At 69.1% G+C, this 14503-nt stretch carries 18 protein-coding genes and 1 riboswitch; of the genes, 9 read left to right on the forward strand and 9 right to left on the reverse strand.

What is annotated here, in order from left to right:
• Positions 1 to 303: 303 nt before the first annotated feature.
• Positions 304 to 651, reverse strand: a complete 348-nt coding sequence (locus VGT06_11045) for a hypothetical protein (protein HEV8663657.1) — start codon at positions 649 to 651, stop codon at positions 304 to 306.
• A gap of 230 nt (positions 652 to 881) precedes the next feature.
• Here VGT06_11045 and VGT06_11050 point away from each other — a divergent pair, with 230 nt between their 5' ends.
• Together VGT06_11050 and VGT06_11055 are read left to right on the forward strand one after the other, a co-directional pair.
• The gene (locus VGT06_11050; GenBank protein HEV8663658.1) at positions 882 to 1253 is read left to right on the forward strand and encodes a luciferase family protein; all 372 of its coding nucleotides are present in this window, start codon (positions 882 to 884) and stop codon (positions 1251 to 1253) included.
• Between the two features lie 124 nt (positions 1254 to 1377).
• Positions 1378 to 2289 carry a branched-chain amino acid transaminase gene (locus tag VGT06_11055; protein ID HEV8663659.1) on the forward strand — a complete coding sequence of 304 codons (912 nt, stop codon included), beginning with the start codon at positions 1378 to 1380 and terminating at the stop codon, positions 2287 to 2289.
• A 60-nt stretch (positions 2290 to 2349) separates the two neighbouring features.
• Here the strand turns inward: VGT06_11055 and VGT06_11060 are convergent, their stop codons facing one another.
• Both VGT06_11060 and VGT06_11065 read right to left on the reverse strand, forming a co-directional pair.
• A complete protein-coding gene (locus tag VGT06_11060; GenBank protein ID HEV8663660.1) occupies positions 2350 to 2637 on the reverse strand; it encodes a HigA family addiction module antitoxin in 288 nt (95 codons plus the stop codon).
• 24 nt (positions 2638 to 2661) lie between these two features.
• Positions 2662 to 3585, reverse strand: a complete 924-nt coding sequence (locus VGT06_11065) for a DMT family transporter (GenBank protein HEV8663661.1) — start codon at positions 3583 to 3585, stop codon at positions 2662 to 2664.
• 68 nt (positions 3586 to 3653) lie between these two features.
• Here VGT06_11065 and VGT06_11070 point away from each other — a divergent pair, with 68 nt between their 5' ends.
• From VGT06_11070 to VGT06_11090, 5 genes are all read left to right on the forward strand, one after another.
• Positions 3654 to 4451 carry a BtpA/SgcQ family protein gene (locus VGT06_11070; GenBank protein HEV8663662.1) on the forward strand — a complete coding sequence of 266 codons (798 nt, stop codon included), beginning with the start codon at positions 3654 to 3656 and terminating at the stop codon, positions 4449 to 4451.
• Between the two features lie 71 nt (positions 4452 to 4522).
• A complete protein-coding gene (locus tag VGT06_11075; GenBank protein HEV8663663.1) occupies positions 4523 to 4906 on the forward strand; it encodes a VOC family protein in 384 nt (127 codons plus the stop codon).
• Entirely contained in the window at positions 4903 to 5487 is a 585-nt protein-coding gene (locus tag VGT06_11080; protein ID HEV8663664.1) for an SCO family protein, read from the forward strand. Before VGT06_11075 ends, VGT06_11080 begins: the two co-directional genes overlap by 4 nt.
• 1 nt (position 5488) lies before the next feature.
• Positions 5489 to 6028, forward strand: a complete 540-nt coding sequence (locus VGT06_11085) for a cytochrome c (protein HEV8663665.1) — start codon at positions 5489 to 5491, stop codon at positions 6026 to 6028.
• A 270-nt stretch (positions 6029 to 6298) separates the two neighbouring features.
• On the forward strand, positions 6299 to 6625 hold the full coding sequence (locus tag VGT06_11090) for a hypothetical protein (protein HEV8663666.1): 327 nt from the start codon (positions 6299 to 6301) through the stop codon (positions 6623 to 6625).
• Between the two features lie 210 nt (positions 6626 to 6835).
• On the opposite strand, the gene VGT06_11095 is transcribed toward VGT06_11090, so the two are convergent.
• The 5 genes from VGT06_11095 to VGT06_11115 all read right to left on the reverse strand — a co-directional run bounded on the left by VGT06_11095 (position 6836) and on the right by VGT06_11115 (position 11307).
• On the reverse strand, positions 6836 to 7036 hold the full coding sequence (locus VGT06_11095; GenBank protein HEV8663667.1) for a rhodanese-like domain-containing protein: 201 nt from the start codon (positions 7034 to 7036) through the stop codon (positions 6836 to 6838).
• A gap of 102 nt (positions 7037 to 7138) precedes the next feature.
• Positions 7139 to 8017, reverse strand: a complete 879-nt coding sequence (locus VGT06_11100; GenBank protein HEV8663668.1) for a GSU2403 family nucleotidyltransferase fold protein — start codon at positions 8015 to 8017, stop codon at positions 7139 to 7141.
• The gene (locus tag VGT06_11105; GenBank protein ID HEV8663669.1) at positions 8007 to 9263 is read right to left on the reverse strand and encodes a hypothetical protein; all 1257 of its coding nucleotides are present in this window, start codon (positions 9261 to 9263) and stop codon (positions 8007 to 8009) included. The genes VGT06_11100 and VGT06_11105 overlap by 11 nt, the downstream gene beginning before the upstream one ends.
• Before the next feature lie 125 nt (positions 9264 to 9388).
• Positions 9389 to 10333 carry a ribokinase gene (rbsK, locus tag VGT06_11110; protein HEV8663670.1) on the reverse strand — a complete coding sequence of 315 codons (945 nt, stop codon included), beginning with the start codon at positions 10331 to 10333 and terminating at the stop codon, positions 9389 to 9391.
• Positions 10315 to 11307, reverse strand: a complete 993-nt coding sequence (locus VGT06_11115; protein ID HEV8663671.1) for a nucleoside hydrolase — start codon at positions 11305 to 11307, stop codon at positions 10315 to 10317. The genes rbsK and VGT06_11115 overlap by 19 nt, the downstream gene beginning before the upstream one ends.
• A gap of 123 nt (positions 11308 to 11430) precedes the next feature.
• Here VGT06_11115 and VGT06_11120 point away from each other — a divergent pair, with 123 nt between their 5' ends.
• Positions 11431 to 11928, forward strand: coding sequence for a hypothetical protein (locus VGT06_11120; protein HEV8663672.1), 498 nt, complete (start codon positions 11431 to 11433; stop codon positions 11926 to 11928).
• 26 nt (positions 11929 to 11954) lie between these two features.
• Here the strand turns inward: VGT06_11120 and VGT06_11125 are convergent, their stop codons facing one another.
• Positions 11955 to 12473 carry a hypothetical protein gene (locus tag VGT06_11125; GenBank protein HEV8663673.1) on the reverse strand — a complete coding sequence of 173 codons (519 nt, stop codon included), beginning with the start codon at positions 12471 to 12473 and terminating at the stop codon, positions 11955 to 11957.
• Between the two features lie 299 nt (positions 12474 to 12772).
• Positions 12773 to 12859, forward strand: a riboswitch (TPP riboswitch).
• Positions 12860 to 12933: 74 nt separating this feature from the next.
• On the opposite strand from VGT06_11125, the gene cytX reads away from it, so the two are divergent.
• Entirely contained in the window at positions 12934 to 14280 is a 1347-nt protein-coding gene (gene cytX / locus VGT06_11130; GenBank protein ID HEV8663674.1) for a putative hydroxymethylpyrimidine transporter CytX, read from the forward strand.
• Positions 14281 to 14503: the final 223 nt, after the last annotated feature.

Here is a 14503-nt window from a genome sequence, read left to right on the forward strand (position 1 = left end):
ACCAAATTCGTAAACCTCGTTCGCACGGAAACGCTTTTCAGCCGGGATTAACTCGTTGTGGCGGTCATCCAAAAATGCTCCAAGAACTCTAAGCTTCGTCAAGTACGGTGCCTGACTGCCCCACTTCGCCTTGAGGTCAGTACCCAGTTCCCAGCGGCCGTTGAATATTTCGGGTTCAGTCAGATTTCCCGTCGTGCTGGTACTCCACTCACCCTTGCACCCGCGACAGGTAGGGCAGACTTCCTTTCCACACTCCGCCAGCCAGACCTTGGACGAGGACGACTTCAATGACTCGACGATGAATTAAGGGTTTAGTTTGGAGTTCTGGGTCGGATCCGCGGCGACGAGCGCAGGAGACAGCAACCGCATGATGACGCCGTTGGCACGCAAGCCTTCGAATGGGGAACGGTAGTACCAAGCCCTGTAGCCGGTTCGCGAATTGAAGAACAGATCGAACAGATCCTTCCGCACCCTGATGCAGTAGGCGACCCTCTTGAAGTTCGTGTTGCGCATTGAGTCTGGGTGGCAGCACAGGACCGTCATATCATCCCTAATTCCTTCAATGATTGATTCAAGCGGTATGGATCTTTTGAGTTTCTCTACCCTGTCACCGTTCTTCGAAAGCGCGAACTCCCATCTTTCGATATCCATCGCCGTCTCCGGGCGGCTAACTATTGAGTATGCTGGTCGGCATGTCCTGTTCTGAAACCTCCAACAATTGCGGCGATTCTCTGGCCGTTCGCAGGACTTGTCAAGGTCGGCGACGAGCAGCCGTTCCCGGCAAAGACTAGTCACCATAATCTTTGATGACTGTGACGGATTGCGCGATTGGGACACTAGCGGGGGTTGACGGTGCTGGGTCCTCGTGGCACCCCCTCGCCATGCGGAAGGGGACGGGTCCGGGGCCATCGGCGCCGTGCCCAGGGGACGGGAGGCCGTGGGAGGCGGTCCGGGCCGAGGTGACGGGCTGGCCCGGGGTCGCAGTGCTCAGCCGGTTCGGGCGGGACGGCCTCTGCCTGCGCGGGCGCCTGTTCGCCTGTGGCCCCGGGGCCGGGGATGACCTGTGGGTGCGCCTCACGCTCCCCCTGCAGCGGCTGGCCCTGAGGGAGACGGGGATTCTGCCTCACCCCCGCTTCGCCCGGACCGGGTGGATCGTGCTCCGGTTGCGGGGCGCGTCCGGTCGGTCGCTGGCGCGCCGGTGGCTCGCCCGGGCCTACGCGGCGGCCAGGGGGGTCCCGCCGGGAAAGCCATGAGGCCGGGGCGGGGATGGCAGTTGCGGAGGCCGTCGCGCCTGTATTAGCATAGGTCAGTTCGCTTTCGATGCCCTGCCGGGGGTGGCTGCTCGCCCCCAAGAGTCCGGCCGCGAAAGGAGCCCCCATGGAGGAGACCAAACTCATCTGGCTGGACGGGCGCCTCACCGACTGGGGCGAGGCGAAGGTCCACGTTCTCACCCACACCCTCCACTACGGCCTCGGGATCTTCGAGGGCATCCGCTGCTACGAGACGGCCCGGGGCCCGGCGGTCTTCCGCCTCCCCGAGCACGTCCGGCGCTTCTTCGACTCGGCCAAGATCGCCGGCTTCACCATCCCCTATACCCCCGAGCAGGTGAGCGACGCCATCCGGGAGACCGTCAAGGCGAACGGGATGCGGGCCTGCTACATCCGCCCCCTCGCGTTCCTCGGCTACGGGGTGATGGGCCTGAACCACACGGGCGCGCCGGTGAAGGTCGCCGTGGCCGTCTGGCCGTGGGGGGCCTACCTCGGGGCAGAGGGGCTCAAGCGGGGCATCCGGGTCAAGATCTCCTCCTTCACCGCGCACCACGCGAACGTCACCATGACCAAGGCGAAGATCGCCGGCAACTACGCCGTCGCGCAGTTGGCGAAGATGGAGGCGGTCGCCGCCGGTTACGACGAGGCGATCCTCCTGGACGCGCAGGGGAACGTCACCCAGGGCTCCGGCGAGAACATCTTCATCGTCCGCCACGGGACCCTCAAGACCCCGCCGATCACGGCGGTTCTGGAGGGGATCACCCGGGCGAGCATCCTCACGCTGGCGCGCGAGCGCGGGGTGCCGGTCACGGAGGAGTCCTTCGCGCGGGACGAGCTGTACATTGCCGACGAGGCCTTCTTCACCGGGACCGCGGCGGAGGTGACCCCGATCCGCGAGGTGGACGGGCGGACGATCGGCCCGGGGAAGGTCGGGCCGGTGACGTCCCGCCTCCAGGGGGCCTTCTTCGACGTCGTCCAGGGGAAGGATGCGACGCACCAGGAGTGGCTGACGCTGGTGTAAGGACGGCGGCGGCCCGGGGACCGTGCAGGGCACCCCGGGCCGTCCTGCCTTCAAGGGTAGTTAGCCGGCCTTCCGAATCTTGGAAACGCTGCGTTTGGGTCGTGCACTGGCCAGGTCATAGTTGGCCTGAAGATTAGCCCAAAACTGGGGGGTGGTCCCAAAGGCCTGCGCAAAGAGCCACGCAGTCTCCGGGGTGACGCCGCGCTTGCCGCGAATGATCTCGTTGATGCGCTGCACCGGAACCCCGATATGCTCGGCGAGTTTCACCTGCGTCAGACCTAGCGGTGCGAGAAACTCGCTCTGGAGAACTTCACCCGGATGTGTTGGACGCCGATGGGTGGGGATCATCGTGTAAACGTGTCTCCTGTCCGGCTAACTGCCGGATAGCGTCCGGGCGGCGAGGGGGGCCGGCGCCGGGCGGTTGACCAGGACCATCCCGGTGCTGACCAGCGCGGCGCCGAGGAGGAGGCCGGGCCCGAGGGGCTCCCGGAGGAGCAGGGCGCCGGCGAGGACGCCGAAGAGGGGCGTGAAGAAGGTGAAGCCGGAGAGCCCGCTCGCCGGATAGCGGCTGAGGAGGGAGAACCAGAGGAGGTAGGAGGCGAAGGCGACGACCACGCCCTGGTACACGACGGCCCAGACGACAATAGGGCGTGGATCGAAGATGAGCGGCTTCTCCCAGAGGACCGACGCGAGCAGCAGGAGGGGCGCGGAGACGGCGAGCTGGTAGTAGAGCATCTGAGCCGGCGTCATGCGATCCCCCACGATCCGCTTCAGGTAGAGGGTGGCCACGGCCCAGAGCGCGCCACCCCCCAGGAGGAGGAGGTCGCCGAGCAGCCGCCCGGTCGAGAGGCCCTGGAGGCGGTCGGCGAAGGTCGCGACCAGGCCGGCGAAGGCGAGGCACAGCCCGAGCAGTTTGCTCCGGGTCAGGGGCTCCTGGGGGAGCAGCCAGTGGGCCCCCGCCGCCACGAAGAAGGGGGCCGTGTAGAGGAAGAGGACGCCCCGGGAGGCGGTGGTGTGGTTCAGGCCCACGTAGATGAGGACGAACTCGACGGCGAAGATGATCCCCAGGTTGAGGCCGTGCAGGACCGTCCGCTCGCGGTGCCAGAGCGGGGTCCGGGAGACGAGGCACCAGCCAGCCACCAGCAGGCCGGCGATGACGGAGCGGACGGCCGAGGCGAAGATGGGGGCAAGCCCGCTGTTGCCCACCTTGACCGCCACCTGGTTCGCGCCCCAGATGGCACAGAGGCAGACGACGGCGGCGATTCCCTTGGCGTCCAGGCGGTTTGGCGGCGGCACCGGGTCCTCCTCGAAGGCGCTAGAATAGCGCGCCCCGGCCGCTCGGGCCAGGGGGGAGCAGGGTCGCGATGCGGATGACCGACCTCTTCAGGCGGGAGAAGGTCCTCCTCGGGATGGTGCACCTGCTCCCGCTCCCCGGGAGCCCGCGGTGGGGCGGGAGCCTGCAGGCCGTCCTGGATGCGGCGCTCACGGACGCGAAGGCGCTCGAGGGCGGCGGCATGGATGGCTGCCTGGTGGAGAACTACGGGGACGCCCCCTTCACGCCCGGGGAGGTGGACCCGGCCACGGTGGCGGCCATGGCGGCCGTGGTGGCCGAGCTCCGGCGGGCCTCGTCCCTCCCCCTCGGGGTTAACGTCCTGAAGAACGACGCGCGAGCGGCGCTGGCCGTGGCCGCGGCCACCGGGGCCAGCTTCATCCGGGTGAACATCCACGTGGGGGCCGTGGTGGCCGACCAGGGGATCATCCAGGGCGACGCCTACGGCACCCTGCGGTACCGGAGGCTCCTCGCGGCCGACGTGAAGATCTTCGCCGATGTCCTGGCGAAGCACGGGGCCCCGCTGGCCCCCGTTGATGTGGAGCAGGAGGCCCGGGATGCGGCCTACCGGGGGCTGGCGGATGGGCTCATTGTCTCGGGGAAGGGCACCGGGGAGCCAACCGATCTCGCGCGGCTCCGGGCGGTGCGCCAGGCGGTGCCGGACCGGCCGCTCCTGGTCGGGAGCGGGGCCACCCCGGAGACGGTGCGGCGCCTGCTCGAGATCGCCGACGGGATCATCGTGGGGACGAGCATCAAGCGGGACGGGAAGCTGGCGAACCCCGTGGACCCGGCCCGCGTGGAGACGCTGGTTAGGGCAGCGGGCGAGCGGTAGCACACGGAGCCCGTCGCGGGCTTTGCGGCAGAGAGACACCAGGCGGCGACCCTTTGACCAAGGAGGCGGCGATGCAGTGCGCGTTTGACCACGTGCATTACCGGGTGAGCGATGTGGAGAAGACGGCGGCGTTCTTCCGGGAGCACTTCGGGGGCTGGGAGCTCCGGCGGTTCGAGGCCCGGGGGCTGCCCATCCTCGCCATGGTGGTGGGCGGACAGCCGATCATGCTCTCGCCCAAGCGGCCGGAGGAGCAGGTGACGGCCGACGGGCGCACCCTCAACTACGGCGTCTACCACATCGCCTTCCTGGTGCCCGACGTGGAGAAGGCCGCGGCGGCGCTCAAGGCGCGCGGCGTCCGCTTCATCCTGGAGCCGACGGCCGTCCCCCCCAGCATCAAGATGGCCTTCGTGGAGGGCCCGGACGGGATCATGGTGGAGGTCCTGGAGCGGAAGTGAGACGCGCCGCCGCGCTCGCCGCCGCCGGGGTCCTCCTCACGGCGCCCGGGGCGGCGCATGAGGGAACGGGCCCGCGGGGCGCGGTGGTCGAGCACCGGAACGAGGTCGCGCCCGACTTCACGCTCACCGACCAGACGGGGCGGCCCTTCGCCTTGGCAACGGAGCGGGGCAGAGTCCTCCTGGTGAACTTCATCTACACGTCCTGCCGGGATGCCTGCCCCCTCCTGACCGCGAAGCTGGCCCTGGTCCAGCGCCGTCTGGCGGAGGTGGAGGGGGTGCGCTTCGTCTCGATCACGGTGGACCCGCTGCGGGACAGCCCCGGGGTCCTGGCGCGGTACGCGGAAGGGTTCGGGGCGAGGCCCCCGCGCTGGGTTTTCCTCACCGGGACGGCCGCCGAGGTGGAGGCGGCCCTTCGGGCGTTCGGCGTCACCGTCCGCCCCGGGCCCGGGGGAAGCCTCGACCACACAATGGTGACGGTGCTGGTGGACCGGCAGGGGCGCAGGCGGTTCAGCTACTTCGGTCCGGATTTCGACGAGGCGCACGTCGCGGCGGACGCCAGGGCCCTCCTGGAGGAGCGCTGACGTGGCCCGGGGCGTGGGATGGCGGGCGGCGGGAGCGGCCGGCGCGGCGGTGAGCCTCGCGGTCCTGCTCGCCCTCGGCTGGCCCGCCGTCAGCCGGTGGTTTCAGGCCGTCCCCCCCGAGGCGTGGTTCTGCCACTCCCTCCTGGGCCTGGCCGTCGGGGGGGAGCCCGACGGCCCCGTGGCGAACGGGGAGCGGATCTACCAGGAGGGGAGGGCGGGGAGCGGCCGGCCCATCGGCAACAGCCTGAACCTGGCCGGTGGGTGTGCCTCCTGCCACGGCCGGGACGGGCGGGGGCGCGCCTTCGGCGGCACGCTGCTCGAGATCACGCCGAGCGCGCTCGCCCGGGCCGACAACCGCCCCCCATACACCGAGGAAACGCTGCGGGCGGCCATCCGGGATGGGGTGGACCCCGCGGGCCGCCCGCTCGATCCCCTCATGCCCCGCTGGCGCCTCGGGGCGCGGGACCTCAACGATCTGCTCGCCTACCTCCGGACCCTGCCCGGGAGCGCCCCTCCCGCCGGTTCCGCAAAGAACAGTTGAACGGCCCCAAGAGGGTGTGCTATAGTCACCGCACGTTGCCTCCACGGGCCTGAGGCCTCGCCCGGTGTACTGCACAGCACACCGGCTGGGATTCGGCCCATCCCCCCAATCGCAGCTCGTCTCCAGGCTGGACCGGATGGTGTTGACGCTCCGGACCGAGGAGCCGCCATGGTCAATGCGTGCCCGCATTGCCGCGGACCGTTAGGCACCCTTCGGGCGCCTCGCGGGACCCACACACAGCGGAGCTGCGAGTCCTGCGGCTGGGTCGCCATGCGGGTCGTGGGGCCCTACACCGAGCGGAACCGCTTCACTTGCTTGGACTGCGGGTCAGCCCTCCAGGAGGTCTCGACCTACACCTTCGTCTGCCTCGGGTGCAGCAACAAGTTCCAGTACGCCTTCTATACCCTGGTCCGGCCCGAGTCCTACTACGCGAATCTGCCGGCTCCGAGCGCCATCGAGAAGCGCAAGACGACCCAGGCCAAGCCGGCTCCGGCCCCGGAGCCGCCCGCGCCCAAGGCCGCGGTTGCCGCCAAGGCCCCGCACCCCTCGGGTCCTGCGAATCCGCCTCCGCCCAGGAAGCGGACGCCCCGGTCGTAACCCCCGCTCTCGGTGCCCCCGGACCCTGAAAAGAAAACGGCCCGGCATCGTCGGATGCCGGGCCGTTCTGTTTCAGGATGCTTAGGGCTCCGTCGGGTAGCCAGCCTGCGTCCAGGCGTCCAACCCCCTCTGTAGGACCGCCACGTCCTTCACGCCCTGCGCCATCAGCGTCGCTGCCGCACCGGCAGCGGATCCCTCGCCGGGTCAGGTTCAGTAGAGGACGATGGATTTGTCGCGCGGGACCTCCTGGGCCCACGTGGCCAGTTCCTTGATCGCGCGGGACCCGGCTCCCTTGACGTGTCCCCGGTCGAAGATGTCTTTCCTCCGGACGTCGAAGACGAGGACCTCTCCGGCGTCCATGCGCCGCTTGAGTTCCTGCGGGCTGATCCGCCGCACCCCGTGCTCAGTCATCCGTGCCTCCTTTGCCGCTAGGGCCCCGCCCGTCAAAGGTCCCGCCGCGAGGCGCGGTACCCCGAGTGAGCGAGCCGGGCGGTCGGCTAGCCTCTGGGATCCTCAGAGCTCCTTAAGGAAGGCCTGCACGCCAGCGTGGATCATCTCCGGGGTCGGGACCTCACCTCCGCCTGCCGCAGCGGCAAAGACGGCATGCGCCTCTGTCACACCGGGCGCAACTGGCGTTTTGAACAGCTCAGCAGCCATGCGCTTGGACCGCCCAATCCATCGCTGCCATGTAGACCCTTTCCCGGCGATCCGGCGCACCCCCTCCGCCAGCTGCCTCAGCTCCCCCCGGAAAAGCGCCAGAACCTCGTAGATGTAGGCCATGTCCTTAGGCCGCTCCTCCTGCCGCCCAGTCTCCCGGGAAATCAAGACCTTCTGCACAATGAATAGTCCAGGATCGGGGACTTTCACAAAATTTCCATCGCCCACTTTCGCCCCCATCCCGGGGAGTCGCACTAGGGGAATCTGCCAAGGGCTAACCGTCAGGAGGTCCAAGTACCGGAGACGCTGCGCAGTAACCCCCTTCTGGATCTCCCGTGTGCCTACTACGTTTCCCGCACGGTCCGTCCCCGCGCCAATCAGGGGTGTGAGGAACTCCACGTAATATTGATCCTGAGCCGCCCCCCGCCTAGGCGTCTCTCCCTCTTTGGGAAAGAACTTCATGACGGGCGGTTTGTAATCTCCGAAGAAATTCGGTTCCAGGTCTGCAGCGGCGACCAGGTCCGATAGGCGTCGCCCGGCTTTGATCTCCAGTTCAGGAGGAGCCACGAAGTCGGCGTCAAAGGTAATCAGGGGTACGATTCCCGTTGATGCCGCCCGCGGGTGGAACCGGTAAAGGCGCACCGCAAAGCCTCCCACGAGGACCAGGCTGTCCAAATAGGGAGCGATAGCTCGCAGCACATGCCCCAGGAAGTCCTCGGGGGACTTAAAGCGCATCTGCTGCCTCACCAGCAGTCCTCAACAGGGGCTCGAGAATCCTTTCGTACAGGAAGTCTGCCTGCTCCCGCCCTCGGTCCGGGAGATGGTAAAGATCCAGGTAAACCTGGAGCGCGTCGCACACCATTACTCCCTCAGTGCGAGCGGCGCCTCGAAAGATACTCCGCTGGTGCCTGGGCTTGAGGAGCACAATTGGCGCGGCCGGGCCCTGGCCCGGGGCCAATTGGAGTGCCTCCATGAGAACGGCGGGATCGTCCTGCACGTACAAGTGAATGGAACGAGCCGCCGAGTGACGGGCGCGGTAGAACCGACATGCCTGGTGACCTGAGAGAGCGTAGTTCTGGCCGGAGCCGTCGATTTTTTGAAGGAGCCCGAGGAACTCTTGAAAGTAGGGCTCATCCACCCGTTGGCCAAAAATGGGCTTACAAGGGATTGGCTCGTTATCATTAATGCGATACCGGCCCCGCCACTCGGCAATGAGCCCATCCGGATTTTGCAGTCTCGGCGCCCCTCGCGGCCACCTATGGAGGTATCCACTGAACTCCATGGCTGACGCCCAGCGATATACCAGGGGTGGCGAAACCTGCGCGAGTTTGGCGAGCTGGAGGACGTTCTTGATTTGTCCCCGGGGGCCGCCCCAGATCTGCGCCTGCGAGGGGGCGAAGAAGAGGACCTTGATGAGCCATTGGTCCAGGTCGCCAAACGAGAGCCGAGATGCGCCCCGGCGAGCCCGGTATGATGGTGATTCCATGGAGACGAGTCCTCTCCCGAGGCGGTCCCTGCCCTGCTCTAACGGGGACTGGATGTGCTCTTCATCTCCATCGGGGAGATGGGACACCATGCTCCCTTTGGCGTCGGCGAGGATCCACCACAGTTCCGGTGCGTAGACGTGCGCCTGGGCTCTAAAGCGTCGCACCGCCCGGAGCTCCAGGTGATCCACATAGACGGCCAGAAGGGGCTCTAAACCCTCCAGCCGACGCACCGCTTGGAGCACAAGGATCGACCGGGCAAGCCAGTGAAAGAACCAATCCGCAATACTCTGGGCGGCTTTCACCTCCACCGCGAACTGCTTGTTGCCCCGACGTACCAGGAAGTCGAAGCGAGGGCCATGGCGGAGATCCTCTGACGAGATCCTGACCTCCTTCTTGAGGATCTGGAACCCTCGTTTGGCCAAGAGCTGTAAGAGCCGCTTCTCGGCCGCGCCGTGTGCCTCTGGTCGTCTCTTCTCCTCGCGTCGCTTCGACATGGGGCTAGTCCTCAGTTTGGTAAAATCGTAGCGGAATCCAATTTTACCTGTCAAGTTATTTATTACATTTCATGTTAAATATATACATGCCAGGTAAAATAGACGCTAACACGGAAAACCCGGTGTCATGGGAGGCAGGAGCCGGGGCCTGCGGCGGGGCGCCGCCCCATGAGCGCCAGGATGGCGTCGCGGGTCGGCAGGCTCTCCTGCGCCCCCCGCCTGGTGCAGGTCAGGGCCCCGGCGGCGCAGGCGAAGGGGATGGCAGCCTCGAGGGGGCTCCCCTCGGCGAGGGCCGCCGCCAGGGCCCCGCAGAAGGCATCCCCGGCCGCGGTCTCGTCCACGGCCTCGACGGGGAAGGCGGGGAAGTGGCGCGCCTCCCCTCCGCGCAGGAGCAGCGCCCCCTGGCTCCCCAGGGTCACGACGACGGCCTTGCAGCCGTAGCCGAGGAGCCGGGCCGCGGCCGCCTCGGCCTCCGCGATGCTGCCCGCTGGCCGGTCGGCGAGCTGGGCGGCCTCCGGCTCGTTCGGGACCAGGAGGTCCAGCGTTCGGAAGAGCTCCGGCGACAGCGGCGCCGCCGGAGCGGGGTTCAGGATGGTCAGCATCCCGGAGGCCTGCGCGGCTCTCAGGGCCTCCCCCACGGTGGCGATGGGGGTCTCCAGTTGCGTGAGCAGGACGCGCCCACCCCGGAGCAGCGGCGCGCAGGCGCGCAGGTCTTCCACCGTGAGGGCGGCGTTCGCCCCGGGCGCCACGACGATCTGGTTCTGCCCCCCCGGATCCACCGCGATGAAGGCCGCGCCCGTGGGGGCGGCCGGGTCCGTGAGAAATCCCGCCGTCCCGATCCCCTCCGCCGCGAGGCGGCGGGCGATAGCCTCCCCCGGCGCGTCGGCCCCCCGCTTCCCGAGGAAGGTCACGGCGGCCCCGGCCCGCCGGGCGGCGACCGCCTGGTTGGCCCCCTTCCCGCCGTGTGAGGTCAGGAGATCGCCTCCGAGGACGGTCTCCCCCGGCTCCGGCAGGCGCGGGACCCGCACGGTGTAGTCCAGGTTCGCGCTCCCTACGACGACGACCGCCACAGGCGCTCCAGGACGAATCGGCGGGCCCGCTCCACCTCCACGGCGACCGCCACCTCGCACGGGGAGCCGCTCCGCCCGCGCCGGCCGGGGCGCAGGTCGGCCACGGTCATCCCCGTCGTGAGCTCCCCCCGGGTCTCCACCCGGACGGGGTGCGCCTCCCACGTGCAGAGGCTCGGGTCGGCGGCGGCCGCCACGGCCAGCGGGTCGTGCAGGGGCATCCCTCCGCCCTCCGCCGCCTCGCTGAAGGCCAGGGCGTGGGGGGTGATGTCCCGGATGAAACGGGCAACGGGGTCAGCGGGGGGAGGGAGGTCCCCCGGGGTGAGGCGGACCTGGTGGGTCACGTCGAGGCCGACCAGGCGGAGGGGAAGCCCGGCCTGGAGGACCTCGGCGGCGGCCTCCGGGTCCACCCAGACGTTGAACTCCGCCACCGGCGTCACGTTGCCAGGGGCGCGCAGGGCTCCGCCCATCACCACGACCCGCCCGACCTTCCGGAGGAGCGCCCCGTGGCCCCGCAGGGCCAGGGCCAGGTTCGTGAGCGGGCCGAGGGTGATGATGGTGAGGCGGGCGCCGAACCGCTCCGCCATCTCGGCGAGCAGATCGGGGCCATCCGTCCGGTCCGGGCCGATGGGGGGGTCGGGGTAGCGGAGGCGGCCGTCCGGCTCGAGGAGGGTCGTGGCCCCACCGAGGCCGTCCCCGCCGTGGACTTCGACGGCGGTCTGCAGGGGGCGGTTCAGCGGCTCGGAGGCCCCCTGCGCGAGGAGGGGGCGGGGGAGCGGCCGCAGGAGGTCCAGGATGCGCAGCGTGTTGCGCGTCGCCGCCTCGACGGGGACGTTCCCGGCCACCGTGGTGATGGCCTCGACGCGCAGCTCGGGGGAGCGGAGCGCGAGGCAGAGGGCGAGGGCGTCATCCACCCCGGGGTCGGTGTCGATGACGACGGGCACCACGGGCACGAGGGTGCGGGCTGCGGCGGCCACGGCGGCAAGAATACCGGGGGGCGCGGGCCTTGCCAAGCCCGACTCGCTGGGGGACAATCATCCGCTGTGGAGTTCGCCAGCGGGAGCAGTGTGAGGCCCGGTCAGCCGACCCGGGAGGCTCGGGTGCGGGTCAGGGTCGCATCCCTGATCCTGGTGGGCGCGTTCGTCCTGCCCGGCTGCAGCGATCACCCGGGGAGTTCCCCCCGCCCCGGCTCCATCCGGGTCACGGAGGGCCTGGGCTGGGAGGGGAAGATTGTCCTCGGGGACCCGGCATCCCGGGTCCAGAAGGTGCTGGGGAGGCCGCCGGTCCAGCGGGCCGTCGAGGGCGAAGAGGAGCTGGACTACGGCTTCATCGAGGTGGCGCTGGACAAGGAGACCGGGAAAGTGGTGGGGCTCCTGTTCCGCGAGGGCTGGGTGACCGCCTCCGGCCTGCGGCAGGGGGCGAACCCCGAGGCCGTCATCGAAGTCTACGGACGTCTCCCGACCCGCTGGTACCCCCTCATGCGCTACGAGCGGCGGGGGATCACCTTCATGATGTCGCCGGAGCTGAGCCTCGGCGCCCAGGGGAAGCCGGCGGGTTGGGTGGCCCACTGGGCGAAGGTCTATGTCCCCCGCAGGTGATGGCGCCGCCTCGCCGGGGGGCCTTCCTACTTCCCCATGACCGCGATGTCGCCGGTCAGGTCCCACACCCGGGCGTTCGCGTCGTCCGGGGCCGGCTTGAACTGAAAGCGCCCGACGCCGCGGATCCCGGCCAGACCCCCGGTCCCGCCGATGATCGTCCAGACTCCGTGATCCACTGGGGCCATCTTGCCGTCCGGGGTCGGGAGAAACGACGCTGCAAACTCGTGCTTCATCGAGACGTGGTCCCCGTTCGGGAGCGTGAAGGTGATGTACCCCGTTCCCCAACCCCGATCGCCGGGGAAGATATCGTGAAAGCCGACCTCCTGGACTTTGGCCCCGGCCCAGGTGGAGCCCGGGGCGAGCACCCCCTCCCGCTTCACGGAGAGGACGAAGTGCTTCTCTGCCCCGGCCAGCGGGAAGTCGATCCGGAGCTGCTGGGGGTTCGCGAGGGTCATCCCGATCTTCAAGGGTTCAGCCCCGGCAGTCGTCGCCAAGATTCCCCCACCTAGCATCACGGCGAGTGCAATGAAAGCGGTTTGCCTCATGGGTGACTCCTTCTTTTAGTACGGGACCGTATGCTCGCGGCAGATACAGCTCTGGAAGCGCGGCCCGGGCGGGCCACGGACACACGAATACCCGCCCCGACCACCTCCATGGTCGACGAGGTTGCCGAATGGCTGTCCGGGGACCCGAGCCAGGGACATCGCTGCCTCGCTCGGACGGGCAGAGAGTCGGACTTCGAGGAGTCTAGGCGGGATCGGGGAGGATGTCAAAGGCGAGGCGGCCGAGCTTCTTGACGAGCGGCGGCGGGCATGCTAGAAAAAAATTAACAACCGAATGCGGACGCGGGAGCTCGGGGCACCGGGCTGAGAGGGTGGCTGAGGCCGCCACCGACCGCTGCACCTGACCTGGGTAATGCCAGCGGAGGGAGCGGGCTGCGAGGCCATCGAGGCGCTGGGACCAGGTCACCAGCGCCTCGCACTTTTTGGGGGAGGAGGGGAGCGCATGGAAGCCGGAGCGAGCGCGACCGGAGCGGGGTCCCCGGCGCGGCCCGGGGAGTGGGGCATCACCCCCGTGCCGCCCGCGGAGCGGCGCCTGGGGTTTCTGGACTACTTTGTGCTCTGGGGCGACCTGGGGGTGGGCCTCCTGGTCCTGCTCGCCGGGACGCTCCTGGTGCCGGCGCTGGGGCTGGCCCAGGCGCTCCTCGCGATCCTCGTCGGGAGCCTCCTGGGGAGCCTCCTGCTCGCCTCGGCCGGCGTCATCGGGAGCGATACCGGCGTCCCGACGATGGCCCTCCTCCGGCCGAGTCTGGGGATCCGGGGGTCCTATCTCCCGACGGTGCTGAACCTCGTCCAGCTCGTGGGCTGGGGCACCTTCGAGATCATAATCATGGCCCAGGCCGCGGACGGGATCACGAGGCCGCTCCTCGGGATCTCCGCCTTCCCCGTCTGGGTGCTCCTCGTCGGGGCCTTCTGCACGCTGCTCGCCGTCGGGGGGCCGATCCGGGTCGTCCGGCTGTGGCTGGAGAAGTTCGCCGTCTGGCTCATGCTGGGGACGAGCGCGTGGCTGACGTTCGTCCTGGTGACGCAGGAGGACTTCACGGCCCTCCTGTGGGCCCCGGGGACGGGGGACCTCGCCTTCTGGGCGGCGGTGGACCTGGTCATCGCCATGCCGGTCTCCTGGATGCCCCTCGTGGCCGACTACAGCCGGTTCGCCCGCTCGGGCCGCGGCGCCTTCTGGGGGACGGCGGCAGGCTACTTCCTGGCGAACGTCTGGTTCTACGCCCTGGGAGCCGGCCTCCTCCTGGCCCTGAAGGCCCAGGACCTCATCACGGCCATCATGGCGACCGCCGGCGGCTGGCTCGCCCTGGGGATCATCCTGGTGGACGAGACGGATGAGGCCTTTGCCGATATCTACTCGGCCGCCGTGTCGAGCCAGAACCTCTGGCCGGCGCTGCGGCAACGGCCGGGTGCTCTCACGGTCGGCGCCGTCTGCACCGCCCTCGCCCTCACGGTCCCCCTCACCCAGTACGAGCACTTCCTCCTGCTCATCGGCTCGGTGTTCGTGCCCCTCTTCGGCGTGCTCGTCGCGGACTACTTCCTCCTCCGGGCTCGGCGCATCCGCGCCGAGGCCCTCCAGACGGTCGGGGGGCCCTACTGGTACCGGGGAGGGTTCGCGTGGCGGGGGCTCACCGCGTGGGGGCTGGGGATCGCCACCTACCATGCGGTGGCGGCCCTGCTGCCGGCGCTCGGCTCCTCCCTCCCGAGCTTCGCGCTGGCCTTTGCCGTGCGCTGGATGCTCCAGGAGGAGCGGGCTACCGCCCTCCCGGCCGGTTCCCCCGGCCCGGCTTGATCTTCCGGCGCTTCGGGATCCGGAGAATCTCCGGGCGGCGGTCCCGGGGGGGCGGGGGTTTCGGGCGAGGCGGTCTCATCCGACGGCCGCTCGGAGGGCTCTCCCGGCGCCGAGCCGGCGCTCCAGGTACCCGGCGTAGCGGGACATGCCGTAGGTGCAGAGCCAGTAGACCACCGCGATGAAGAGGTAGAGCTCGAAGGGGCGGATCTCGCGGTTGTTGACG

Origin of the sequence: Candidatus Methylomirabilis sp., from assembly GCA_036000645.1 — a bacterium.
Lineage (GTDB): Bacteria > Methylomirabilota > Methylomirabilia > Methylomirabilales > JACPAU01 > JACPAU01.

Coding starts and splice junctions, on each gene's coding strand:
- VGT06_11095 (HEV8663667.1), bottom strand. CDS start 7,036: ATGACTGAGCACGGGGTGCGGCGGATCAGCCCGCAGGAACTCAAGCGG.
- VGT06_11055 (HEV8663659.1), top strand. CDS start 1,378: ATGGAGGAGACCAAACTCATCTGGCTGGACGGGCGCCTCACCGACTGG.
- VGT06_11105 (HEV8663669.1), bottom strand. CDS start 9,263: ATGTCGAAGCGACGCGAGGAGAAGAGACGACCAGAGGCACACGGCGCG.
- VGT06_11075 (HEV8663663.1), top strand. CDS start 4,523: ATGCAGTGCGCGTTTGACCACGTGCATTACCGGGTGAGCGATGTGGAG.
- VGT06_11090 (HEV8663666.1), top strand. CDS start 6,299: ATGCGGGTCGTGGGGCCCTACACCGAGCGGAACCGCTTCACTTGCTTG.
- VGT06_11060 (HEV8663660.1), bottom strand. CDS start 2,637: ATGATCCCCACCCATCGGCGTCCAACACATCCGGGTGAAGTTCTCCAG.
- VGT06_11125 (HEV8663673.1), bottom strand. CDS start 12,473: ATGAGGCAAACCGCTTTCATTGCACTCGCCGTGATGCTAGGTGGGGGA.
- VGT06_11050 (HEV8663658.1), top strand. CDS start 882: ATGCGGAAGGGGACGGGTCCGGGGCCATCGGCGCCGTGCCCAGGGGAC.
- cytX (HEV8663674.1), top strand. CDS start 12,934: ATGGAAGCCGGAGCGAGCGCGACCGGAGCGGGGTCCCCGGCGCGGCCC.
- VGT06_11100 (HEV8663668.1), bottom strand. CDS start 8,017: ATGCGCTTTAAGTCCCCCGAGGACTTCCTGGGGCATGTGCTGCGAGCT.
- VGT06_11070 (HEV8663662.1), top strand. CDS start 3,654: ATGCGGATGACCGACCTCTTCAGGCGGGAGAAGGTCCTCCTCGGGATG.
- VGT06_11045 (HEV8663657.1), bottom strand. CDS start 651: ATGGATATCGAAAGATGGGAGTTCGCGCTTTCGAAGAACGGTGACAGG.